This window comes from Kitasatospora sp. NPDC094028, assembly GCF_049543595.1.
Taxonomy (GTDB): Bacteria; Actinomycetota; Actinomycetes; order Streptomycetales; family Streptomycetaceae; genus Kitasatospora.
The window spans coordinates 1-22064 of sequence record NZ_JBMVFA010000061.1; the positions used below are offsets into that span (position 1 = coordinate 1).

General features: G+C 74.3%; 19 protein-coding genes. 8 read left to right on the forward strand and 11 right to left on the reverse strand.

Going from position 1 to position 22064, the window contains the following annotated elements; translation table 11 throughout:
• Positions 1–281, forward strand: a 281-nt coding sequence (locus tag ACPC54_RS40915) for a hypothetical protein (protein WP_498972661.1), incomplete at its 5' end; no start/stop codon positions are given.
• Positions 282–415: 134 nt separating this feature from the next.
• Here ACPC54_RS40915 and ACPC54_RS40920 read toward each other — a convergent pair.
• Positions 416–1417: a stage II sporulation protein M gene (locus tag ACPC54_RS40920; protein ID WP_498972663.1), complete on the reverse strand. Its 1002-nt coding sequence runs from the start codon at positions 1415–1417 to the stop codon at positions 416–418.
• A gap of 312 nt (positions 1418–1729) precedes the next feature.
• On the opposite strand from ACPC54_RS40920, the gene ACPC54_RS40925 reads away from it, so the two are divergent.
• Entirely contained in the window at positions 1730–2827 is a 1098-nt protein-coding gene (locus ACPC54_RS40925) for an RDD family protein (RefSeq protein ID WP_498972665.1), read from the forward strand.
• 47 nt (positions 2828–2874) lie between these two features.
• Here the strand turns inward: ACPC54_RS40925 and ACPC54_RS40930 are convergent, their stop codons facing one another.
• Positions 2875–3510 (reverse strand): hypothetical protein, encoded by a 636-nt coding sequence (locus ACPC54_RS40930; protein WP_498972667.1) that lies wholly within the window; start codon positions 3508–3510, stop codon positions 2875–2877.
• Between the two features lie 108 nt (positions 3511–3618).
• Here ACPC54_RS40930 and ACPC54_RS40935 point away from each other — a divergent pair, with 108 nt between their 5' ends.
• Both ACPC54_RS40935 and ACPC54_RS40940 read left to right on the forward strand, forming a co-directional pair.
• Complete coding sequence (locus ACPC54_RS40935; RefSeq protein WP_498972669.1) at positions 3619–4131, forward strand: SigE family RNA polymerase sigma factor; 513 nt, start codon at positions 3619–3621, stop codon at positions 4129–4131.
• Entirely contained in the window at positions 4128–5186 is a 1059-nt protein-coding gene (locus ACPC54_RS40940; protein ID WP_498972671.1) for a hypothetical protein, read from the forward strand. The genes ACPC54_RS40935 and ACPC54_RS40940 overlap by 4 nt, the downstream gene beginning before the upstream one ends.
• Positions 5187–5261: 75 nt before the next feature.
• On the opposite strand, the gene ahcY is transcribed toward ACPC54_RS40940, so the two are convergent.
• The 6 genes from ahcY to ACPC54_RS40970 all read right to left on the reverse strand — a co-directional run bounded on the left by ahcY (position 5262) and on the right by ACPC54_RS40970 (position 11579).
• Positions 5262–6710: an adenosylhomocysteinase gene (ahcY, locus tag ACPC54_RS40945; RefSeq protein ID WP_498972673.1), complete on the reverse strand. Its 1449-nt coding sequence runs from the start codon at positions 6708–6710 to the stop codon at positions 5262–5264.
• Between the two features lie 310 nt (positions 6711–7020).
• Complete coding sequence (locus ACPC54_RS40950) at positions 7021–8001, reverse strand: cation diffusion facilitator family transporter (protein ID WP_498972675.1); 981 nt, start codon at positions 7999–8001, stop codon at positions 7021–7023.
• 25 nt (positions 8002–8026) lie between these two features.
• On the reverse strand, positions 8027–9313 hold the full coding sequence (locus tag ACPC54_RS40955) for an SIS domain-containing protein (RefSeq protein ID WP_498972677.1): 1287 nt from the start codon (positions 9311–9313) through the stop codon (positions 8027–8029).
• 80 nt (positions 9314–9393) lie between these two features.
• On the reverse strand, positions 9394–9576 hold the full coding sequence (locus ACPC54_RS40960; RefSeq protein WP_498972679.1) for a Trm112 family protein: 183 nt from the start codon (positions 9574–9576) through the stop codon (positions 9394–9396).
• 124 nt (positions 9577–9700) lie between these two features.
• Positions 9701–11086, reverse strand: a complete 1386-nt coding sequence (locus ACPC54_RS40965) for a phosphomannomutase/phosphoglucomutase (protein ID WP_498972681.1) — start codon at positions 11084–11086, stop codon at positions 9701–9703.
• Between the two features lie 127 nt (positions 11087–11213).
• Positions 11214–11579 carry a DUF3499 domain-containing protein gene (locus ACPC54_RS40970; protein WP_280686050.1) on the reverse strand — a complete coding sequence of 122 codons (366 nt, stop codon included), beginning with the start codon at positions 11577–11579 and terminating at the stop codon, positions 11214–11216.
• Positions 11580–11741: 162 nt separating this feature from the next.
• Between ACPC54_RS40970 and ACPC54_RS40975 the strand changes: the two genes are divergently transcribed.
• Entirely contained in the window at positions 11742–12194 is a 453-nt protein-coding gene (locus ACPC54_RS40975) for a metallopeptidase family protein (RefSeq protein ID WP_498972683.1), read from the forward strand.
• Positions 12195–12250: 56 nt separating this feature from the next.
• Here the strand turns inward: ACPC54_RS40975 and ACPC54_RS40980 are convergent, their stop codons facing one another.
• From ACPC54_RS40980 to ACPC54_RS40990, 3 genes are all read right to left on the reverse strand, one after another.
• Positions 12251–13948 (reverse strand): DUF5719 family protein, encoded by a 1698-nt coding sequence (locus ACPC54_RS40980; RefSeq protein WP_498972684.1) that lies wholly within the window; start codon positions 13946–13948, stop codon positions 12251–12253.
• 6 nt (positions 13949–13954) lie between these two features.
• Complete coding sequence (locus ACPC54_RS40985) at positions 13955–17830, reverse strand: glycosyltransferase family 2 protein (protein WP_498972685.1); 3876 nt, start codon at positions 17828–17830, stop codon at positions 13955–13957.
• A gap of 196 nt (positions 17831–18026) precedes the next feature.
• Positions 18027–18299: a WhiB family transcriptional regulator gene (locus tag ACPC54_RS40990; protein ID WP_063349134.1), complete on the reverse strand. Its 273-nt coding sequence runs from the start codon at positions 18297–18299 to the stop codon at positions 18027–18029.
• 625 nt (positions 18300–18924) lie between these two features.
• On the opposite strand from ACPC54_RS40990, the gene ACPC54_RS40995 reads away from it, so the two are divergent.
• From ACPC54_RS40995 to ACPC54_RS41005, 3 genes are read left to right on the forward strand one after another with little or no spacing between them, the layout of a single operon-like run.
• Entirely contained in the window at positions 18925–19545 is a 621-nt protein-coding gene (locus ACPC54_RS40995; RefSeq protein WP_498972688.1) for a cysteine dioxygenase, read from the forward strand.
• Positions 19546–19575: 30 nt separating this feature from the next.
• Positions 19576–20535 (forward strand): 2-phospho-L-lactate transferase, encoded by a 960-nt coding sequence (gene cofD / locus ACPC54_RS41000; RefSeq protein ID WP_498972690.1) that lies wholly within the window; start codon positions 19576–19578, stop codon positions 20533–20535.
• Positions 20532–21824 carry a coenzyme F420-0:L-glutamate ligase gene (locus ACPC54_RS41005; RefSeq protein ID WP_498972692.1) on the forward strand — a complete coding sequence of 431 codons (1293 nt, stop codon included), beginning with the start codon at positions 20532–20534 and terminating at the stop codon, positions 21822–21824. The genes cofD and ACPC54_RS41005 overlap by 4 nt, the downstream gene beginning before the upstream one ends.
• Positions 21825–22064: the final 240 nt, after the last annotated feature.

Below are 22064 nucleotides of genomic sequence, written 5' to 3' on the forward strand. Positions count from 1 at the left end.
TGACTTTTGGCACGCTGTTGAGTTCTCAAGGAACGGACGCTTCCTTCGAGCCGCCTTCCAGCGAGCCCTCCGGGCGCTTCGTTCTTTCGTGTTTCCAGCTTATCAGATCCTCGCGGCCGTTCTTAACGGCCCCGTTTTTCCGAATTCCCACTGGGGGGATTTCCTTCGAACTTCGCTCCGAAGCTTATCAAAGCTTTCGTTGTGCTCAGTCCGCGGGATTTGCTTCGTCGGAGGGCGCGCATTTCGTGAAACGCGCTCGCCTCGATTCGGCGGTGTCGTAGACACTAACGCCCGGGATCGACCGTTGTCCAGTCGCTCCCAACCGTTCAAACCTACTAGCCCACCGTCGCCACGTCAATGGTTTGGTCGGGATGCGAGAAGAGTAGCAGGTCAGCGGCCTGTTGATCACATCGACTCACGCCGCGACCGGCTGCAGGTCCGCCCGGTCGGCCTCGACCAGGTCGCCGGTTTCCCCGCCGGCGGCGGCCTTTCGGCCCAGCACCAAGGCATAGAGGAGGAATGCCACCTCCGCCAGCGCGCCGATGGAGATGCGGGCCCACGTGGGCAGTCCGGACGGCGTCACGAAGGCTTCGAGGATTCCGGAGACGGCCAGCACGGTCGCCAGGCCGATCGCCATGCCGATGATCGAGCGGCCCTGTTCCGCCAGTGCCGCCCCACGGGTGCGCGGGCCCGGGTCGATGATGGTCCAGCCGAGGCGGAGGCCGAGGCCGCCGGACACGAACACGGCGGTCAGTTCCAGCAGGCCGTGCGGAATGAGCAGGCCCAGGAAGATGTCGAGCCGGCCGGCGGAGGCCATCAGCCCGATGCCGAGGCCGAGGTTGAACACGTTGCCCCACAACACGACGATCACCGGGACGAGCGCGATGCCGTACAGCAGGCACTGCACGGCGACCCAGGCGTTGTTCGTCCAGACCTGGGCGGCGAAGGAGCTCGCCGGCCGGTCCGAGTAGTAGGCCTCGTACTCCCCGCCGGGGCGGGTCATCTCCCGCAGCGTGTCGGGGGCGATGAGGCTGTTGCGGACCTCGGGGTGGGTCCCCACCCACCAGGCGATCAGCACGGTGCCGATCAGCGAGAGCACCGCGATCGGCACCCACCAGCGGCGGGAGCGGTACAGCGCGGCCGGGAAGCTCACCGTGTAGTAGCGGGCGACGTCCTGCCAGGCGTTGCTGCGGGCGCCGGTCACCGCGCTGCGGGCGCGGGAGACCAGACTGGTCAGTCGGCCGATCAGGGCCGGGTCGGGCGCGGCGGCCTGGACCTTGGCGAGGTGACCGGTGGCCCGCTGGTAGAGGGCGACGAGTTCGTCCGCCTCCTCCCCGCTGAGCCGGTGCCGACTGGCCAGGGCGTCCAGCCTGGCCCACTCCCCCTGGTGGGTGGCGACGAAGACGTCCAGGTCCATTCGGCGACTCCATGGTCGGCGGGGCGCGCGGGCGCGCACGCGCGGCAGGCGGGCAGGCGGGTACGTACGGGCACGTGCGGCCCAGCATGCCAGGCGCCGCCGGTCCCGTGGTCGCCGGGATCTCACTTCCCGTGCGGCCGTCGGGCCCCGTATGTTTGCGGCTGCGGATCAGACTGCGGAGGGTGGAGGGAGCGCGGAGGGCGGGTCGTGGGGGCCGATCCGGCCGTCGTCCCACCCCGTGACCGCGTGCCGCCCCCGGCGATCTCCATGAGTGGGCCGTACGAGCTCCATGAACGTGAACGGACGGGTGTCTTGAGCGACCTGGTGACGGGTGAGGCCGTCGTCCTCGACCTGCAGACGGCGAAGCTTCCGAGCAGGGCGCTGGCGGTTGCGCTCGACCTGCTCGTGGAGTTCGCCGCCCTGCTGCTGGTCACGCTCGCGCTGAGCGTCGCCCTGGTCGGCCTCGACCGGGCGGCGCTCGCGGCCGTCGGACTCGGCCTGATGGTGTTCTTCCTGGTCGGCGTGCCGGTGATGGTCGAGACCCTCAGCAACGGGCGGTCGCTCGGCAAGGCCGCGCTCGGACTCCGGGTGGTACGGGTCGACGGCGGTCCGGTGCGGTTCCGGCACTCGCTGGTGCGCGGGCTGGTCGGCTTCTTCGAGCTGATCGCGTTCACCGGCTGCCCGGCCATGATCACCTCCGCGGTCCGGCAGGACGGCAACCGGCTCGGCGACGTCTTCGCCGGCACGGTGGTCATCCGCGAGCGCACCCCGGACGGGGGCGGCGCGACCTCGCCGCTGCCGCCGGTGCACCCCCACCTGCTGCACTCCATGGGCCACGACCTGATCGCCATGGACCTCTCCCCGGTGCCCGAGCCCCTCTGGCTGTCCATCCGCCAACTGCTCGGCCGGATCGGCGAGTTGGACCAGGCGGTGATGCAGCGGATGTCCATCGAGCTGGCCGCGGAGCTGGCCGAGCGGACCAGCCTCCCGATACCTCCCGGCGTGCACCCGGCGGCGTACCTGGGCGCGGTGCTCACCGAGCGCCAGCGCCGGGAGTGGACCCGGGTCCAGGAGCAGCAGCAGCTCGCCGCCCGGGCCGCGATGCAGCACATGCAGCACATGCAGCAGGTGCAGCAGAGGCAGTACATGCACCAGATGCAGGCGCAGACGGCGGCGGACGACCGCCCGCTGCGCGTCCTCGGCGTCCCCGCGGCTCCCGCGACCCCCGCAGCCCCCGCGCCGACGCCCGTCCCCGTCGCCCCGCCCGCGCCGAGCGCCCCGCCCGCACCCGCACCGGAAGCCGCCCCCGTCGCGGCCCCCGCGGCCACAGCCACAGCCGCAACCCCGACGTCCCTGCAGAAGCCCGCCGCCGCCCCGGTCCCCGACGCCGGTTTCGCGCCGCCGTCCTGACCCGCGGCCCCACCGGGCCCGGGCCCACCCCGGTCGCCCCGCGCGGCCTACTCCCCGAAGTCCACCGGCCACGCGTTCGGCGGCGACTCCAGCTCCTCCAGCTCCATCCCCGCCGCCGCCAGCACCACGTCCCCCGCGAGGTGCACGACCTGCTGCTCCCCCGTCTCCAGGTCCGCGACCTGGTAGCGCTCGACCAGCAGCGGCCCCGAGTCCGTCTCGTGCCGGTCGACGCCCTCCAGCAGCCACCCCTGGTCGAGGGTGCGCGGCGCCAGCACCGGCTCGCTGAACCCGACCAGCCGCACCCGCGCGCTGGCCCCCTCCGCCAGCCGCAGCAGCCGGGCGGTGGCGACCAGGAAGGCGGGCGAGCGCCCGGTGAAGGCGTGCGCCCGGTCGTGCCCCTCCACCGCCTGCTCGCCGCCCGGGTCGGCCGCGTCGGCGCGCACCCAGGCCACCCCGTCGACGGCGCCGCCGCGCACCTGCCAGCCGCCCGCCCGCAGTTCCATCCGCAATGGCCGGGCGCGCGAGTCCAGCGTGAGGTCGAGGCCGCCGAGCACCCGGCCGTCCGGGGCGTAGGTCTTGGACACGTACCGCCAGCCGGCCGCACCGGGCGCGCAGCTGAAGCGCTCCTCACCGAGCGGGGCGTGGTCGTGCGGGTCGTGGAGCGAGTACCGGCCGTTGGGCATGCCCGAAGCCTACGTGCGCACCCGCGTGCAACGTTCCGGGCCGGTGGCCGCATCAGGGAGGCGGACGGTGCGGGGAACGCGCCGCCACCACGACGAGAGGGGGTGCGGATGGCGAAGCAGACGCGCGACGCGGAGTTCACGGAGTACGTGTCCACCCGGAGCGGCTGGCTGCGGAAGGTCGCCTATCTGCTGTGCGGGGACTGGCACCGGGCCGACGACCTGGTCCAGGAGACGGTCACCAAGCTGTACGTGCACTGGGCGAAGGCCAGTCGGGCCACCAACCTCGACGGTTACACCCGCCGAATCCTGGTCAACACCTTCCTCGCCGAGCAGCGCACTCCCTGGTGGCGCCGGACGATCCGCACCGGCGTCGAGCCGGACGTCGCGACCGCGACCCTCGACCTGGACGTCTCCCTCGACCTGCGCCGGGCACTGGCCGACCTGCCGCCCCGGCAACGGGCCACCGTGGTGCTCCGCTACTACTGCGACCTGTCGATCGATCAGGCCGCCGAGGCCCTGGGCTGCTCCTCCGGCAACGTGAAGAGCCAGAGCTCCCGCGCCCTGGGAGCGCTGCGCAGCGCCCTCGTCGCTCATCCCCCCGTGGCAGAGAGGACGTCATGACCGGCATCGACCACAACGATCTGACCACCCGCCTGACGGCCCTGACGGAGGAGTTCGCGCCGCCGGCCCAGTTCGACGTCGCCGCGGCCGTCACCGCCGGACAGGCCCGGCTGCGCCGCCGCCGGCGGGCCGCCATCGGCGCGGTGGCCGCCGCGACCGCGCTCACCGTCGGCCTCGGGGCGCTGCTGCAGCCGGACGGGAGCGCCGCCCAGGCCCTGCCGCCGGCCGCCGTCACCGCCCCGGCCACTGCGCCCACGCCGTCGTCGACCGCCTCCCGGCCGGACGCCGACGACCTGCTGCGGCCCGAGCTGCGGTTCGGCTGGCTGCCCGACTGGGCGGACCGCGAACAGGGCATCAGCTTCGCGTCGGGCCCGGAGGCATCCTCGATCGGCGCCGTCGGCACCGGGACGAGCGGGCGCAACGTCCAGGTCTACCTGCGCGCCGCCGGCCCCGAACCGGCCCTGCTCACATCCCTGCCGGGCGAGGTGAACGGCCCGGCGGAGGCGAAGGTCCCGGCGCCCCCGGTCGACGGCCGGACGGCGTACTGGGTGGAGCACCCGACCAACACCCGCTACGACACCAGCCGCCGGGTCCTGCGCTGGCTGACCGCGAGCGGCCGGTGGGCGCAGCTCGACGCCTCGCACTACGCCGAGGCCGCGATCCCGGACGCCGACATCCTGCGGATCGCGTCCAGCGTCGTCTACGAGACCCGGAGCATCCCGCTGCCGGTCCGGCTGGGCCCGCTCCCGGCGGCGGTGCGGCCGTACTCGGCCAGGCTGGACCGCGCCCCCCGCTCGCCGAACTGGGCCGCCAGGATCGTCCTGGCGGTCGGGGACGCGCGGGCCGAGATCGTGGTGGCTCCGGACGACCTGGTCCCGCCGGAGCACCTGCCCACCTCCGAGTGCCGGCACGAGCGGGGCCGCGTGTACTGCGCGACGGCGGTTCCCGACAGCGTCCCCACGATCGACCGGTACGGGGGTCTGGTCGGTCTGCTGGACCTGGTGCACCTCACGGACGCCGACGAGGGTGCCTGGACCAGCGAGGGCCTGCACTGACGGACGGGCCCGGACGCGCCGGTGGCCGGCACCCCGTCCAGGGGTGCCGGCCACCGGCGTACGGACGTCACCGCATCAGTAACGGTAGTGCTCCGCCTTGTACGGGCCCTCGACCGGGACGCCGATGTAGTCGGCCTGGTCCTGGCTCAGGACGGTCAGCTTCACGCCGAGCGCGTCCAGGTGCAGGCGGGCGACCTTCTCGTCCAGGTGCTTCGGCAGCACGTAGACGCCGATCGGGTACTGCTCGGTCTTCGTGAACAGCTCGATCTGGGCGATCGTCTGGTTCGCGAAGGAGTTGGACATCACGAAGGACGGGTGGCCGGTCGCGTTGCCCAGGTTCAGCAGGCGGCCCTCGGAGAGGACGATGATGGTGCGGCCGTCGGCCTTGCGCCACTCGTGGACCTGCGGCTTGATCTCGGTCTTCACGACACCGGGGAGCTTGGCCAGGCCGGCCATGTCGATCTCGTTGTCGAAGTGGCCGATGTTGCCGACGATGGCCTGGTGCTTCATCCGCTCCATGTGGGAGGCCAGGATGATGTCCTTGTTGCCGGTGGTGGTGATGAAGATGTCGGCGATCTCGACGACGTCGTCCAGGGTGGCGACCTGGTAGCCGTCCATCGCGGCCTGCAGCGCGCAGATCGGGTCGATCTCGGTGACGATGACGCGGGCGCCCTGGCCGCGCAGCGACTCGGCGCTGCCCTTGCCGACGTCGCCGTAGCCGCAGATGACCGCGACCTTGCCGCCGATCAGGACGTCGGTGGCGCGGTTGATGCCGTCGACGAGCGAGTGGCGGCAGCCGTACTTGTTGTCGAACTTCGACTTGGTGACCGAGTCGTTGACGTTGATGGCCGGGAACAGCAGCTTGCCGTCACGGTGCATCTCGTACAGGCGGTGGACACCGGTGGTGGTCTCCTCGGTCACGCCCTTGATGGTGGCGGCGACCTCGGTCCACTTGTTCGGGGTGTCCTTGAGGGTGCGGTTCAGCAGCTCCAGGATGATCCGGAACTCGTCGTTGTCCGCGGTGGACGGGTCCGGAGCGGCACCGGCCTTCTCGAACTCGACGCCCTTGTGGATCAGCAGGGTGGCGTCGCCGCCGTCGTCCAGGATCATGTTCGGGGTCTTGCCGTCAGGCCAGGTCAGCGCCTGCTCGGTGCACCACCAGTACTCCTCCAGGGTCTCGCCCTTCCAGGCGAAGACCGGCACGCCCTGCGGGTTCTCCGGGGTGCCCTCCGGGCCGACCGCGATGGCGGCGGCCGCGTGGTCCTGGGTGGAGAAGATGTTGCAGGAGCACCAGCGGACCTCGGCACCGAGCGCCGTCAGGGTCTCGATCAGGACCGCGGTCTGGATGGTCATGTGCAGCGAGCCGGTGATGCGCGCGCCGGCCAGCGGCTGCGACGCGGCGTACTCCTTGCGGATCGCCATCAGGCCGGGCATCTCGTGCTCGGCCAGCTGGATCTCCTTGCGGCCGAACGGCGCCAGGGAAAGGTCGGCGACCTTGAAGTCACCGGTGATGTCGGTCGACATGCGTCTGCTCCTCGCTGATGGGGTGGGGCACGGCCAAGGTCCGGTGTGCCTCGCAGCGCGGCTCCCCCGTGCGGGTGCACGGACGTGCCGGAACGGCCGGGCCCGGAATCGGGTCGGCTCCCCGCTGCGCAGCACAAACCGTCGGAGGACCTCTCTCCCTCGACCGGCGCACACCCTACGGGCACGCGGCAGCGATCGACCGCCATCAGCAGCGACGTTCTGGCTCTGGTGACGAATCTACACCGGTGGCCCGGCCGGGGGGCCGCCGATGAGCGATTTCCGTCCCGGAACGATCACCGTGCGACGGCGGTCAGGAGGGGAGCGGCGCGGGCCCGGGGCCGCCCGGGGTGGCGGCCGGGTCCTCGCCCGCGGCGGCCTTCTCGGCGCTGTAGACGTCGGGCTCCAGGTAGATCGCCCGGGCGATCGGCACGGCCGCCCGGACCCGCTCCTCGGCCGCGTCGATGGCGGCCGCCACCCGGGCGGCGCTGTCCTCGGCGTTGACCGCGATCTTGGCGGCGACCATCAGCTCCTCCGGGCCCAGGTGCAGGGTGCGCATGTGGATCACCCCGGTGACGGCCTCCCCGTCGACCAGGGCCGTACGGATCCGCCGCACCGACTCGCGGTCGGCGGACTCGCCGAGCAGCAGCGACTTGGTCTCCAGCGCGAGCACCACGGCGATCAGCACCAGCAGGACGCCGATGCACAACGTGCCGACGCCGTCCCAGACGCCGTCGCCGGTGATCACGGTGAGCCCGACGCCGAACAGCGCCAGCACCAGGCCGATCAGCGCGCCGGTGTCCTCCAGCAGCACCACCGGCAGCTCGGGCGCCTTGGCGGTGCGGACGAACTGCACCCAGCTGCGGTTGCCCTTCACCTGCGCCGACTCGTGCACGGCGGTACGGAAGGACCAGCCCTCCATCGCGATGGCGAAGACCAGCACGCCGACCGCCCAGCCCCAGGAGTCCAGCGCCTCGGGGTGGCGGACCTTGTGCCAGCCCTCGTAGACCGCGAACAGGCCACCGACGCTGAAGAGCACGATCGCCACCAGGAAGCCGTACACGTAGCGCTCGCGGCCGTACCCGAACGGGTGCTCCTCGTCCGCCGCCCGGCGCGCCCGCTTGCCACCGACCAGCAGCAGCACCTGGTTGCCCGAGTCGGCCACCGAGTGCACGCCCTCGGCCAGCATCGAGGAGGACCCGGTGAAGCCGAATGCGGTGAACTTCGCCGCCGCGATCGCCAGGTTCGCGGACAGCGCCGCCACCAGTGCTTTTGTCCCACCCTCTGTGCTCATGCACCACAACGTAGCGGCAGCGGCCTCAGGAGTGCGCGGCGGCGAGCCCGAGGTAGACGGCGGCGAAGTCGGTCAGCGCGACCAGGTCGGCCAGCGCGTGCAGCTGGTCCGGCCGGGTGCTCGCGTACTCGGTCAGCCGGACGTCGTGGGCGGCGGCCAGCCGGTGCGCCCGGCTGACGCCGAAGCTGCGCGGGCGCTCGTCGTCCTCCGGCAGCTCGACCGGGCCGTCCGACTCCTCCCCCGAAGCCGAAACCGACGCCGAGGCCGCACTCGCCCCCGGAGCCGGCCCGGTGCTCGGCGCGTGCCGCAGCAGCAGGACCTGCAGGTGCAGCGGATCGGGCTCCTCGACCCGGTCCCGGAAGAAGTCGTCCGGGTCCGCGCCGGCGCCCAACTGGCCGGTGAACATGCCGCGGTGGGCGGTGAGCACCTGCGGCAGCGGCCCGGCCAGCGCCGGGCGGCCGGCCCGGTCGGCCAGCTGCGCGGCGAACCGGTCGGCGGCCGCCCCGGCGATCGGGCCCTCGGCCCAGAGCAGCGGGACGGTCCCGGCCAGCCGCGCGGCCAGGCCCTTCGCCGGGTTGGTGTACGCGGCGGCGTCCGGGCGGCAGCGCACGGCGGCGGCGTCCAGCAGGTCGGCGAGACCGGGCAGCGCGTCGTACGGCAACTGGGTGAGCCCGATCTTCTGGGCGAGCGCCAGCAGCGGCGCGAGGTGGGACCAGAGCGCGGCCGGGTCCTCGGCCGGCAGGTCCGGCTCGGCGGCCGGGGCGGCCGGCGGGGCCTCCTCCGGCAGCGCCGAGGCCACGTACGGCAGCGGCAGCGCGCGCACCTGCAGGGCCGCTTCGGCCAGCGCGCTGCCGACCGGGGCGGTGACGACGATGGCGCAGCCGCGCGCGTACGCCTGCTCGGCGAGGGCGATCAGGCCCTGCTCGCCGCCGGCCGCGGAGCTGACCACGAGCAGGTCGAGCGGGCCGGCCCAGCCGGGCAGCTGCCAGCCGAGGCCGGCGGTGAAGGCGGGCGGGGTGCCGGCCCGGTCGGCGCGCGGGGCGGCCGCCTCGGACGGCGGCAGCGGGAGGACGAGACTGCCGGTGCCGGCCAGCACGGCCAGCATCTCGCCGGCGGCCAGGGCGCTGCCGTGGCCGGCGACCAGGACGGCGCGCGGGCGGCCGTCCGGGCGCAGCCGCTCCAGGCCGGCCGCGTCGGCCTCGCGCAGCGCGGTGCGGACCCGGGCGCCGGCGCCGGCCAGGGCCAGCAGGGCGCGGTCGTGGTCGGCGCGCTGGAGGGCGGCCGGGTCGTCGAGCAGGGTGTCGTCGAGCATGCGGCGGGCCTCCGGCTGCTGTCCTGGGAGCGCTGGGCTGGCGGGTCGGGGCGTCGGCCCCGAGGTCTCGCGCCTAAGGATCAGGCGCGCCGGCGGGCCTCGTCCACCAGCAGGACCGGAATGCCGTCGCGGATCGGGTACGCGAGGCCGCAGTCGGCGCCGGTGCAGAGCAGCTCGGGCTGCTCCTCGGTGCCGCCCTCGGTGAGCGCGGCGCGGCACTGCGGGCAGACCAGGATCTCCAGCAGGAAGGGTTCGAGCTTCATGGGGCTCTCCATGGTTCGGGGGGTGGCACGGAGGTGCCCCGGCCGATAGGCAACCCTACCGGCCGGGGCACTCGGGGCCTCTGCCGAGACCCGGCGGACTCGGCCGCTGACTCGGGCCGCGAACTCAGCCGCGGACGACGGCGAGCACGCCGTCGCGCAGCTCGGCCATCTTCGCCGGGTCCTTGGCCTCGACGTTGAGACGCAGCAGCGGCTCGGTGTTCGAGGCGCGCAGGTTGAACCACCAGTCCGGGCCGGCCACGGTGAGGCCGTCCAGCTCGTCGACGGAGGTGCCCTCCAGGCCGGCGTAGGCGGCGCGGACGGCGGCGGTGCTGGCGGCCTGGTCGGCGACGGTGCTGTTGATCTCGCCGGAGGCGGCGTAGCGGTCGTACTCGGCGGTCAGCGCGGAGAGCGTGCCCTCCTGCCCGCCGAGCGCGGCGAGCACGTGCAGCGCGGCCAGCATGCCGGTGTCGGCGCGCCAGAAGTCGCGGAAGTAGTAGTGCGCGGAGTGCTCGCCGCCGAAGACGGCGTCGGTGACGGCCATCTCCTGCTTGATGAAGGAGTGGCCGACCCGGGTGCGGACCGGGGTGGCGCCGAGCTCGCGGACCACCTCGGGGACGGTCCAGGAGGTGATCAGGTTGTGGATGATCGTCGGCTCGGCCTCGCCGGCGGCCTGGGCGCGGGCGATCTCGCGGGCGGCGACCAGCGCGGTGATCGCGGACGGGGAGACCGGCTCGCCGCGCTCGTCGACGACGAAGCAGCGGTCGGCGTCGCCGTCGAAGGCGAGGCCGAGGTCGGCGCCGACCTCGCGGACCTTGGCCTGCAGGTCGACGAGGTTCTTCGGGTCGAGCGGGTTCGCCTCGTGGTTGGGGAAGGTGCCGTCCAGCTCGAAGTACATCGGGACGAGCTCGATCGGCAGGCCGTCGAAGACGGTCGGCACGGTGTGGCCGCCCATGCCGTTGCCGGCGTCGACGGCGACCTTGAGCTGGCGGATCGCGGTGAGGTCGACCAGGCCCAGCAGGTGGTCGGCGTAGCCGCGCAGGGTCTCCTGGGTGGAGAGCGTGCCGAGCTTGACGTCCTTGGCCGGGACGGTGACGGTGTCGTCCTCGCCCGTCCAGGACTCGACCAGCTCGCGGATCTCGGCCAGGCCGGTGTCCTGGCCGACCGGGGCGGCGCCGGCCCGGCAGAGCTTGATGCCGTTGTACTGGGCCGGGTTGTGGCTGGCGGTGAACATCGCGCCGGGCAGGTCGAGCTTGCCGCTGGCGTAGTAGAGCTGGTCGGTGGAGCAGAGGCCGATCTGCACGACGTCGGCGCCGTAGGCGGCCGCACCCTCGGCGAAGGCCAGCGTGAGCGCCGGCGAGGAGGGGCGCATGTCGTGGCCGACCACGATCGCGGTCGCGCCGGTGACCTGCACGAACGCGGCACCGAAGGCCCGGGACAGGCTCTCGTCCCACTGGTCCGGGACGACGCCTCGCACGTCGTACGCCTTCACGAGCTGCTTGAGGTCGCGCACTGCGGCTCCACCTGGTCTCTGTACTGGTCGGTCACGTCGGGCCACCACCCGTCCGGTGGACGGGCCGAGGTGGCGGTAGACCGGCAGCGTACCCGGGCCGGGCGAACGCTCCGCTACGCGTCGGGCGTCAGTTGTCGGGCGAGCGCAGCACCCGGAGGTGGCCGCGGCGGCCGCCCTCGGTGGACTCGCCCTCGGGGGCGCGGCCCTGACGGGGGGTCTGCGGGCGGGCGGCCTCGCGGACGGCGTTGGCGAGGGCTTCGAGGTCGTCGCTGCTGCGGCGCAGCGGGCCGGCCTCGGCGGCGAGCCGGACGACCTCCCAGCCGCGCGGGGCGGTGAGGCGCTCGGCGTGCTCGGCGCACAGGTCGTAGCAGTGCGGCTCGGCGTAGGTGGCGAGCGGGCCCAGCACGGCGGTGGAGTCCGCGTAGACGTACGTCAGCGTCGCGACGGCCGGTCGGCCGCATGCGGTCCGCGAACAACGACGTACAGAGCTCACGAGGGTGGACGGTACCGCACTCCCCGCCGGGGCGCGAAGACCGCCTGTCCGGAGGGTGTGCCGTGTCGCCCCCCGCGCGCCGGCGGATGCGCCGCCGCCCCCGGCGATTCCCGTTCGGAACGGTCCACTTCCGTCCGTCCAAGGACTACGCTCGGCAGTGATATGGACAGCTCCGCACCGCAGCCATCGACAGGGCCCTCGCGCCGCCCGCGGCACCGCGACCGGCACGGCAGGGGGCTGCGCGGCCCCCTCGCGCCGCCCCAGGTGCCGATCTCGCTCACCCGCTCCGAACTGTTCGACGACTACGTGCGCGAGTCGGTGGAGCGGCTGGAGCGGCGCTGGCCGCAGCTGATCGAGGTCGAGTTCGCCGTGCAGGAGGTGCCGCTGCACGAGCCGGACGGCGCCGACGCCGAGGACGGCGTGCCGCTGGGGCGGGTGTCGCCGGGCGCGCAGGGGCGCAAGAGCCAGATCGTGGTGTACCGGCGGCCGGTGGAGATCCGGGCGAAGACCCGGGAGGACCGCGCGGCGCTGGTGCACGAGATCCTGATCGAGCAGGTCGCCGAGCTGCTGGGGCTGTCGCCGGACGCGATCGACCCGCGCTACGACGAGGACTGAGCGACGCCGAAGGGGTGGCACCACGCGGGTGCCACCCCTTCGGCGCGTTCTCGCGGTCAGCGCAGGACGACGCCCGGGTCCTGGGCGGCCTGCGGGACCTTGACGGTGCTGTGGTCGTCGCGCAGCGCCTGGACGGTGAACATCGGCACGTCCTTGGTGGGGATGGCGAGCATCCGGGCGGCGACCACCGGTCCGCCGGAGGTGGTCTCCACGGTGAGCGCGAAGCTGCCGTTCAGTCCGGCGGGCTCGGGCGCCGGGAGGGCGACGGTGCCGCCGGCCGGGATCTGGACGTCCTTGGTCGCCGGGGTGCCGCCGCCGCTGCCGGCCGAGGCGGTGACCTTGACGGTGGCGGCGTCGCCGCTGGAGGTCAGGAACAGGGTGGAGGCGCCGGCCCGGTTGTCGGCGACGGTGGCGCGGGCGCCGACCGGGGCGCTGCCGGTCAGCCAGGCCGCGTCGCTCTTGCCGTTGGAGCCGGTGCGGTCGACCCGCAGGCCGGCCACGACCGGGGTGGCGTGCTTGTCGTCGCTGGGCGACAGCCGCAGCCCGGCGACCTCCTCGCGGGTGATCTTGCCGAGGTCGACGGCGGACACCTGGCCGGCCTTGACGTGGATCGTCTCGTTGCCCGCCGGGGTGAACCAGCCGTTCTTGCCGGAGAGTTGGATCTTCAGGTCGGCGTCGTCCTCCGGCGGGGCCCAGACCACCAGGCGGGCGGCGGAGGTGTCGGCGGGCAGGCCGGGCAGCACCTGGGTGGGCGCGGGCTCGGTCGAGGCGGGGATCCAGTCGGCGCCCTTGTTGCCGTCCGCGGCGTGCAGCGCGGCACCGATCCGGCCGGCGCGGACCACCACGTGCACGGTGAGGTCGGTGACCGCGCCCTTGCTGATGGTCGGCAGCAGGATGGACTGCGAGCTGCCCGGGGCGACGGCGATGCCGTTGGAGGCGTCGTTCTCGATCAGGCCCTTGTCGCCGTACAGCTTGATGTCGACGACGGCGCCGGTGGCCTCGGTGTTGACCAGGCTGAGGTAGTCGACCCGGTCGCCGGCCGTGCTGGCCCCGGCGAACCAGAAGCTGGTCCCGGCCGGGGTGCAGGTGAGGCCGGACAGGCCCTGGCCGCGCTGCTCGGTGACGACGGTGGTCTGGGTGACGGTGAAGCCGGGGGCGAGGGCGCCAGTGGCGACGGCCCCGGTGCCGGGCGCGGCGTCGCCGTTGGCGGCCGGGCCGGTGGCCGGGGTGCCGGGCTTGGCCAGGGTCAGCCTCGCGTCGGCCGGTGCCTTCTCCCCCGCCGGGGCGCCCCCGGCCGGGGCCGGGGTCGCGGACCCGGTCGGCGCCGGGGTGGCCGGGGCCGAGGCGCCGGCGGTCGGCGGGGTGGCGGGCGCGGCGGCGTCGGAGAGCCAGCCGGCGCCGCCGGTGGCGGATCCGGTGCCGGGCGGGGTGTAGGCGGTGAGGCTGGTCGAGCCGGTCAGGCCCTGGAGCGGCTGCGGGCAGACCGCCGCCGTCCGCTCGACCTGCGCGGTGGCGGGGGTGCCGCCGTCCGCCTTGGCCGGGGCGGCCGGCGGGCGCGTCTCGGCGATGCCGAACACCGCGGCGACCACGACGGCCGCGGCCAGCAGGGACTGCGTGGTCCTCGTCCCGCCGGTGCGGCCGGCGGGCCGGTCGTCCCGGGCGGGCGCGGCCGGCGCCGCGGCGGCGGGGTCGTAGGCCTCGCCGGCCGGGTCGGCGGCGGGCCCGGACTTCTTCCGGAATGCGGGCTTCTTCATCGCGGGTCAGCTCCCCGATCCGTGCTGGTGCGGCCGGTAGTTCGTAGAAGAGTGGCCGGTGCCGCTCGGGTCGTTCGGGTCGTAGTAGTGCTCGCCCTGCTGCTGCCCCGGCACCCACGGCTGCTGGTGCCCCTGCGCCTGCTGCTGGCTGTGCTGCTGGTACTGCTGGTCGTAGCCGTACTGCTGCTGGTCCTGCTGCTGGTAGGGGTCGTAGCCCTGCTGCGGGTACGTCTGCTGCTGGTACGGGTCGTAGCCCTGGCCGCCGTACGGCGCGGCGGGCGGCTGCTGGGCGGCGTACTGGTCGTAGCTGTACGGGTCGGCCTGCTGGTACGTCTGGTACGGGTCCGCGTACGGCTCGGCCACCTGGGCGGCGGCCGCCGCCTCGACGGCCTCGGTGACCGGCTCGCCCGCGGGCTGCGCGGGGACCGGCGCCGGCCGGCCCTCGTACACCCCGGGCTCCTCGGTGCCGCCCTCGCCGCCCTCGCCCTCGCCGCGCTCGGCCATCCGGCGGGCCCGGCGGCTGCCGGGGGCGGGGGCCTGCTTCTCGGCGGCGGCGGCCAGCGCCGCGGCGGCGACCACGTCCTCGGGCAGGTCGTCGTCCTTGTGGCTGCGGCGGCCGGGCAGGGCCAGCACCAGGATGGTGAGGCCGATCAGCACCTGGGCCCAGATCCAGCCGGTGTGGACGAGGCTGCCCTCCCGGGTGACGGACAGCTTGCCGCCGGCCGCCGGGAGCTTGAAGCCCTGGGCCCAGCCGTCGACGGTGGTCGGCTCCAGGGCGGTGCCGTCGACGGTGGCCTTCCACTCCGGGGCGGCGGACTCGGCCAGGCGCAGCACCCGGCCGTCCGGGCCGGCCGGGACGGTGCCGGTGAGGTCGCGGGCCCCGGCCGGGACGACCACCGGGAGAGCGCCCGGGGCGGTGATCACCGCGCGGACCGCGGCGGCGCCGTTGACCTGCCAGAGCGCGGAGTCGCCGTCCTGGTTGGCCTTGACCAGGCCGGGGGTGGTGTCGAGGACGTCCTTGTAGGTGTCGATCACCGGCTGCTGGACCAGCACGTAGGCGATGCCGTAGCCGGCCAGGGCCTTCGCCTGGTCCGCGCCGGAGCCGGCCAGCAGGCTGCCGACCATCGTGTTCAGGCCGTCCTGGGTGCCGGTGGCCGGGTCGACGGTGGACTCGGCCTGGCCGAGGGTCAGGCCGGCGCCGCGCAGCACGGTGTAGCGGACGGCGCCGCCGCCCTTGTCGCCGGTGACGACCAGGGTGCGGGCCCGGTCGCTGGTGCCCGCCTCCTCGGCGATGAAGGCCGGCACCTGGCTGCTCTGGCCGCGGTGCAGCGGGCCACCGGCGCCGGTGACCGCCCACCACAGGCCGGTGCCCAGCGGGGCCAGCACGGCGGCGGCCACCACCAGGGCGGCGACCGGCTGGCGCCAGCCGAAGGCGATCCCGGCGACGCGGGCGTTGGCGCCGTCCGCGCCGATCGCGGCGGCGGCGAGCAGGGCGATCCCGGCGATCAGCGTGGCCGGGCCGGACCAGGCGGGCACCGCCGGGCCGCCGGAGGCCGGGGTGACGGAGGTGCCCGCCACCGCGACCGAGAAGACCAGGCCGGCGCCGGCCGCGCCCCAGGCGGCGAGCACCGCGCGGCGGCGGTCGGCGCGCAGCAACGCGGCGAGCGCGGCGAGGACCACACCGGCCGACAGCCACACCGGCGGCACGCCGGCGCCGCCGGGGTTGACGAGCAGCAGTCCGGCGGCGCTCGCGCCGGCGCCGTGCAGGCCGGGCAGCCCGGCCTCCAGCAGCAGCGACGTCGGGTGCGACAGCACCTTGAGCGACCACGGCGCCAGGACGGCGACCGGCACCGCGAGGATCACCAGGACGCGCAGGCCGAGCAGCCGCAGCGCCGTCCCGCCGGAGCCGAGGGCGCCGCCGCGCAGCACCGCGACCAGCAGCGTCGCCAGGCACAGCGGCACGGCGAGCGCCCAGGTCAGCGGGACGAAGGCGGTGGCCAGGGTGAGCAGCAGGACGGTCATCCAGACCGGCCGCCAGCCGGGGCGGACGCCCTTGGCGGCGCTCTCCTGGCGGATGCCGAGGCCGGCCGCGATCGCCGCGGCGCGGGCCAGCGGCGGCAGCAGCACGGCGAGGACGGCGGTGCCGATCCGGCCCTGGGCGAGCGCGCCGGTGGCGGCGGGCAGCAGCGCGTAGGTGGCGCTGGCCCAGGCGCGGACCACCTTGGAGTCCAGCAGCGGCCGGGACACCAGGTAGGCGCTGACGGCGGCGAGCGGGACGGTGAGCAGGACGAGCAGGGTGAGCGCGAGGTCGGCGTGGCCGAAGAGCCCCCAGGAGAGCACCGCGAGCACGCCGAGGTACGGCGGGGCGGCGGCGGTGGAGCCGGTGCCGATCGGGTGCCAGGCGTCGGCGTACATCGACCACAGTCCGCCCGCGCCGTCCGCGGCGGGCAGCAGGGCGCCGCCGAACAGCTCGCCGCCGCCGAGCAGGCCGCGGCAGGCGACCAGGGCGAACACCAGCAGCGCGGCGAACAGCACCGGCGCCGGGCGCCGGGCGAGCTTCTTGACCAGCGTGAACTGCTCGACGACCAGGTCCTCGGAGTCCTCGTCGCCGCCGGCCTCGACCGAGCCGTGCCGGCTGCCGGCGTCGTCGCCGCCGCCGATGCCGAGCGAGCCGACCACGCCCTCGACGGCCAGCCGGGTGGTGGCGCCGGGCGCGGGGAAGAGCGAGCGGTCGTCCAGGGCGTCCGCGGCCCTGGTCCGGCCGCGGCGTTTGCGTGCGGCCAACACCCGGGGGAACCGGACGAGTTCGTGGCCGAGGCCGGCGAGTTCGTCGACCGCCTGGCGCGGGTCCTTGCCGAGCAGGTTGGTGACGGCCCGCAGGAGCGTGCCGAGCACCAGCCGCAGCAGGACGTACGGGAACAGCGCGCCGCGGCAGTTGGCGAGCAGGGTGTAGACGGCGCCGGCCTTGTCCACCCGGTGCGGGTGGGCGGGGCCGCAGTCGATGGCGCGGCGCTCGCGGCTGGCCGCCTCGGCGTGCCGCAGCACGGCGTCGGGGGCGATCACGACGCGGTGGCCGGCGGCGTTGACCCGCCAGCAGAAGTCGGTGTCGTCCCGCATCAGCGGGAGCGCCTTGTCGAAGCCGCCGAGCTCCTCGAAGACGTCCCGGCGCACCAGCATGCCGGCGCTGGAGACGGCGAGCACCGGGCGGACCTGGTCGTGCTGGCCCTGGTCCTGCTCGCGGCGGTCGAGGCCGGTCCAGCGCCGCCCGGAGCGGGCGATGGTGACGCCGACCTCCAGGAGCTGGCGGCGGTCGTACCAGCTGCGCAGCTTGGGGCCGACCACGGCGGCGCTGGGGGTGGAGTCGGCGACCTGGAGCAGGCGGCGCAGCGCGTCGGTCTGCGGCTCGCAGTCGTCGTGCAGCAGCCAGAGCCATTCGACCGGCTCGGTCTCGCGCGGGCCGCCGCGGCCGAGGACGTCCTCCTGGGCGAGCGGGTCGCCGAAGTCGTCCCAGCCGCCGGTGACCGGGTCGTAGCCGGAGGGGTCGAGCCGGTACGGGAGGTCCTCCGGGCGCAGCGGCGGGCTGTTGAAGACGGCCTCGGCGACGGCGGTGCCGAACCCGGCCCGGCGGCCGAGGACGGTCGGGCCGCTCTCCGGCAGCCAGTCGGCGAGGGTGTCCGCGAGCAACTGCGGGGAGTTGTCGGTGGATCCGGTGTCGACCGCGAGGATGCGCTGGACCTGGCGGTCCTGGCCGAGCAGGCCGGCCAGGGCCTGCGGGAGCCAGCGGGCGCCGTCGTGCGAGACGATCACGGCGGTGACCAGGTGGCGCGGATAGGCGGGCGGCCTGGAAGCGGTGAAGCCGCTCTGGTGGCTGTAGACGGTCATCGAGTGCGCGGGCCCCAGTTCTCGGTGGACACAGCCGGTGAACGGCAACCGGATGGCGCACCACACTAACGGCTCCGGGTGGCCGCCTCGTGCGCGGTGCCGGTGCGGGGGCGGGCGGCGACCGCCGGACAGGCCCTGGGCCCGGACGCACGAAAGCGCCCCACCGTCGCGGTGAGGCGCTCGTACAGCGGTCCGGTCAGACCGCGCTCTTCTTGAGCCGGCGGCGCTCGCGCTCGGAGAGGCCGCCCCAGATGCCGAAGCGCTCGTCATTGGCGAGGGCGTACTCCAGGCACTCCGAGCGGACCTCGCAGGCGAGGCAGACCTTCTTGGCCTCGCGCGTGGAGCCGCCCTTCTCGGGGAAGAAGGACTCGGGGTCGGTCTGGGCGCACAACGCGCGCTCCTGCCAGCCGAGTTCTTCCTCCTCTTCCGCGATGCCGTCACCGATCAACAGCTCAAAGAGCTCGCTCATGTGGCGCGCCTCCTCTGCCCCTACCTTGGCGTCCCCGTAGGTGCCGTGGCCTGGTGCGGCTCGACGACACGAGTGAAATTACAGTTGCGTCACTCTGGCTCAGTCAAGCCGAGCTCTGGTATTGGGGCCAGGATTCACTCCCCGGCACCAAGCCGTTACGAATAGTGTGCATATCCGGACACAACGGACCTTCAGCCCGAAAGCCTCGGACGGGATCGAACGGTCAACACCCCGCCACAGCGTGACACACAGTCACGGTCACAGGCCGGTCATCGGCCTGCCTTCCCGGCGATCTTCCCATCGAAACATAGAGGGTGATGAATCACCCCATCCGGACACATCCGGACCGAATCCGCTCGAATGCCGCATCCCCTCCGTTTGACACCGGCCCGCGAATGCGGTCTCCTTTCCCCCATGTCAGAGTTCACCAGCCCCCGGAGCGGTTCCGCCCTCCGCCGTGCCGTGAACTCCTGTTGTCGCCTCTGTTCCTGCTGTATCTAGGCGCCCGCGTCCCACCGCGCGCCGCCCCCAGGAAGCACAGAGGCCGCCCGCGATCCCCGTCCCCAGGACATCCCGGCAGCGGCTGCTCCCCGCCGAACCAGCCGCGACCTCCGAGGACGAACCCGTGCGCATGATCCGCATCCGCAAGCGGAACCGGGACCGCAACAAGCTCGCCCGCCTCAACCGGGCCCCCGCCGCCGCCACCGCCCTCCGCTGGGCGGACGGGCTCAGCGACGTCTCCATCGCCGGTGACCCGCTCGCCTTCCCCCACCTCACCCGCACCGACCTGCCGGAGCACCCGACCACCGTCGCCGAGTACGCCCGGCTGGTCCGCGAGATCGCCGCCGACCGCGCCCGCTGGGAGCCGCTGGTCCGCTACGACGCCCTCACCCGCTGGTACGCCCGGCTGGAGACCGGCCCCGGCTACGAGGTCTGGCTGCTCAGCTGGCTGCCCGGCCAGAGCAGTGGCTTCCACGACCACGGCGACTCCTCCGGCGTGATGACCGTCGTCGAGGGCGAACTGGTCGAACGCTCCCTCACCCACGCCGGTGAGGGCGCCCGGGCGCTGCGCCCGGGCGGGCAGCGGGTGTTCTCCCCCGGGTACCTGCACGAGGTGGTCAACGGCGCGCTCGAACCCGCCGTCTCCATCCACCTCTACACCCCCGGCCTCACCGCGATGACCCAGTACGGCACCACCACCGCCGTCCCCGAGCAGCACGCGCAGACCCCCTTGAACGCGGACTGACGAACCGTCCGGCCGTGGCAGGATGACCCCATGCGCATCGTGGCACTGGCAGGCGGAATCGGCGGGGCGCGCTTCCTGCGCGGACTCCGCGCGGCGATCGGCCCGCAGGACGAGATCACCGTCATCGGCAACACCGGCGACGACATCCACCTCTACGGCCTCAAGGTCTGCCCGGACCTCGACACCGTGATGTACACCCTCGGCGGCGGCATCCACGAGGAGCAGGGGTGGGGCCGGACCGACGAGACCTGGTCCATCAAGGCCGAGATGAAGGAGTACGGCGTCGGCCCCGAGTGGTTCGGGCTCGGCGACCGCGACTTCGCCACCCACCTCGTCCGCAGCCAGATGCTCGCCGCCGGGTACAGCCTCAGCCAGGTCACCGAGGCGCTGTGCGTGCGCTGGCAGCCGGGCGTGCGGCTGCTGCCGATGAGCGACGACCGGGTCGAGACCCACGTGCGGATCACCGACGAGCAGGGCACCCGGGCGGTCCACTTCCAGGAGTACTGGGTCAGGTTGCACGCCGCCGTCGACGCCGAGGCGATCATCCCGGTCGGCGCGGACACCGCCAAGCCCGCGCCCGGCGTGCTGGACGCCATCGCCGAGGCCGACGTCATCCTGTTCCCGCCGTCCAACCCGGTCGTCTCGATCGGCACCATCCTCGCCGTCCCCGGCATCCGGGAGGCCGTCGCCGCCGCGCCCGCGCCCGTCGTCGGCCTCTCCCCCGTCATCGGCGGGGCGCCGGTGCGCGGCATGGCCGACAAGGTGCTCGCCGCGGTCGGCGTCGAGGCGACGGCGGACGCGGTCGCGCTCAACTACGGCTCGGAACTCCTGGACGGCTGGCTGGTCGACACCGTGGACGAGGCGGCCGTGGCCGCCGTCGAGGCCGGCGGCATCGCCTGCCGGGCCGTCCCGCTGCTCATGACCGACGTCGACGCCACCGCCGAGATGGCCCGCGCCGCGCTCGCGCTGGCCGAGCAGGTCCGCCGATGACCCTGCAGATCCTGGGCGTCGAGGGCATCCCCGAGATCGAGGCGGGCGCCGACCTGGCCGACCTGCTCGCCAAGGCCGGCAGCTACCAGGACGGCGACATCCTGGTCGTCACCTCGAAGATCGTCAGCAAGGCGGAGGGCCGGCTGCAGCACGCCGCCGACCGCGAGGCCGCGATCGACGCCGAGACCGTCCGGGTCGTCGCCCGGCGCGGCCGGGCCCGCATCGTCGAGAACCGCAACGGCTTCGTCATGGCCGCCGCCGGAGTCGACGCCTCCAACACCGCGCCCGGCACCATCCTGCTGCTGCCCGAGGACCCGGACGCCTCGGCGCGGGCCCTGCGCGCCCGGCTCCAGGAACTCACCGGCCGCCGGCTCGCCGTCCTCGTCACCGACACCTTCGGCCGCCCCTGGCGCAGCGGCCTCACCGACGTCGCCATCGGCGCCGCCGGGCTGCCCGCCCTGGAGGACCACCGGGGGCGCACCGACAGCCACGGCAACGAGCTCGCCCTCACCATCACCGCCACCGCCGACGAACTCGCCGGTGCCGCCGACCTGGTGAAGGGCAAGGCCACCGGCGTACCGGCCGCGATCGTCCGCGGGCTCGGACACCTCGTCACCGACGAGGACGGCGAGGGCGCCCGGGCGCTGGTGCGGTGCGCCGCCAACGACATGTTCCGGCTCGGCACCTCCGAAGCGATGCGGCAGGCCGTCACGCTGCGGCGCACCGTCCGCTCCTTCACCGACGAGCCCGTCGACCCGGGCGCCGTCCGGCGCGCGGTCGCCGCCGCCGTCACCGCGCCCGCCCCGCACCACACCACGCCGTGGCGGTTCGTGCTGCTGGAATCCGCCGAGGCGCGGGTCGGCCTGCTCGACGCGATGCTCGCCGCCTGGCAGCGCGACCTGCGCGAACTCGACGGCTGGGACGACGCCCGGATCGCCCGCCGCACCGCCCGCGGCGACGTGCTGCGCGACGCCCCTTACCTGGTGGTGCCCTGCCTCGTGATGGACGGCTCGCACGACTACCCGGACGCGCGGCGGGCCGCCGCCGAACGGGAGATGTTCACGGTGGCGGTCGGTGCGGCCGTACAGAACCTGCTGGTCGCGCTCACCGGCGAGGGCTACGGCTCCGCGTGGGTGTCGTCCACGATGTTCTGCCGGGACACCGTGCGGGAGGCGTTGGACCTGCCGGACGGCTGGGACCCGATGGGGGCCGTGGCGGTCGGCCGGCCGGCGGAGGCGCCGCGGGAGCGGGCGGAGCGCGGTGCGGAGGCGTTCGTCGCGGTGCGGTAAGGCTGTTGGGGTTCTGGGGTGTTCGGGGGTGTTCGGGGGGCTCTCGGGAGGGTGGGTGCGGGGGGGGGGGGGGGGGGGGGGGGGGGGGGGGGGGGGGGGGGGGGGGGGGGGGGGGGGGGGGGGGGGGGGGGGGGGGGGGGGGGGGGGGGTGGGTGTCGCTGTCGGGCCTGGGCTTCGTCATGGGGGGAGTCTAGCGCGGGTCGGTGGGTCGGGCACAGAAAATAGGCTTGACCTAATGAG

Bases quoted from the DNA above. Each gene is read 5' to 3' on its own strand.
- ACPC54_RS40920 (WP_498972663.1), bottom strand. From the start codon at position 1,417: ATGGACCTGGACGTCTTCGTCGCCACCCACCAGGGGGAGTGGGCCAGG.
- ACPC54_RS40930 (WP_498972667.1), bottom strand. From the start codon at position 3,510: ATGCCCAACGGCCGGTACTCGCTCCACGACCCGCACGACCACGCCCCG.
- ACPC54_RS40935 (WP_498972669.1), top strand. From the start codon at position 3,619: ATGGCGAAGCAGACGCGCGACGCGGAGTTCACGGAGTACGTGTCCACC.
- ACPC54_RS40940 (WP_498972671.1), top strand. From the start codon at position 4,128: ATGACCGGCATCGACCACAACGATCTGACCACCCGCCTGACGGCCCTG.
- ahcY (WP_498972673.1), bottom strand. From the start codon at position 6,710: ATGTCGACCGACATCACCGGTGACTTCAAGGTCGCCGACCTTTCCCTG.
- ACPC54_RS40950 (WP_498972675.1), bottom strand. From the start codon at position 8,001: ATGAGCACAGAGGGTGGGACAAAAGCACTGGTGGCGGCGCTGTCCGCG.
- ACPC54_RS40955 (WP_498972677.1), bottom strand. From the start codon at position 9,313: ATGCTCGACGACACCCTGCTCGACGACCCGGCCGCCCTCCAGCGCGCC.
- ACPC54_RS40960 (WP_498972679.1), bottom strand. From the start codon at position 9,576: ATGAAGCTCGAACCCTTCCTGCTGGAGATCCTGGTCTGCCCGCAGTGC.
- ACPC54_RS40975 (WP_498972683.1), top strand. From the start codon at position 11,742: ATGGACAGCTCCGCACCGCAGCCATCGACAGGGCCCTCGCGCCGCCCG.
- ACPC54_RS40980 (WP_498972684.1), bottom strand. From the start codon at position 13,948: ATGAAGAAGCCCGCATTCCGGAAGAAGTCCGGGCCCGCCGCCGACCCG.
- ACPC54_RS40985 (WP_498972685.1), bottom strand. From the start codon at position 17,830: ATGACCGTCTACAGCCACCAGAGCGGCTTCACCGCTTCCAGGCCGCCC.
- ACPC54_RS40990 (WP_063349134.1), bottom strand. From the start codon at position 18,299: ATGAGCGAGCTCTTTGAGCTGTTGATCGGTGACGGCATCGCGGAAGAG.
- cofD (WP_498972690.1), top strand. From the start codon at position 19,576: ATGCGCATCGTGGCACTGGCAGGCGGAATCGGCGGGGCGCGCTTCCTG.
- ACPC54_RS41005 (WP_498972692.1), top strand. From the start codon at position 20,532: ATGACCCTGCAGATCCTGGGCGTCGAGGGCATCCCCGAGATCGAGGCG.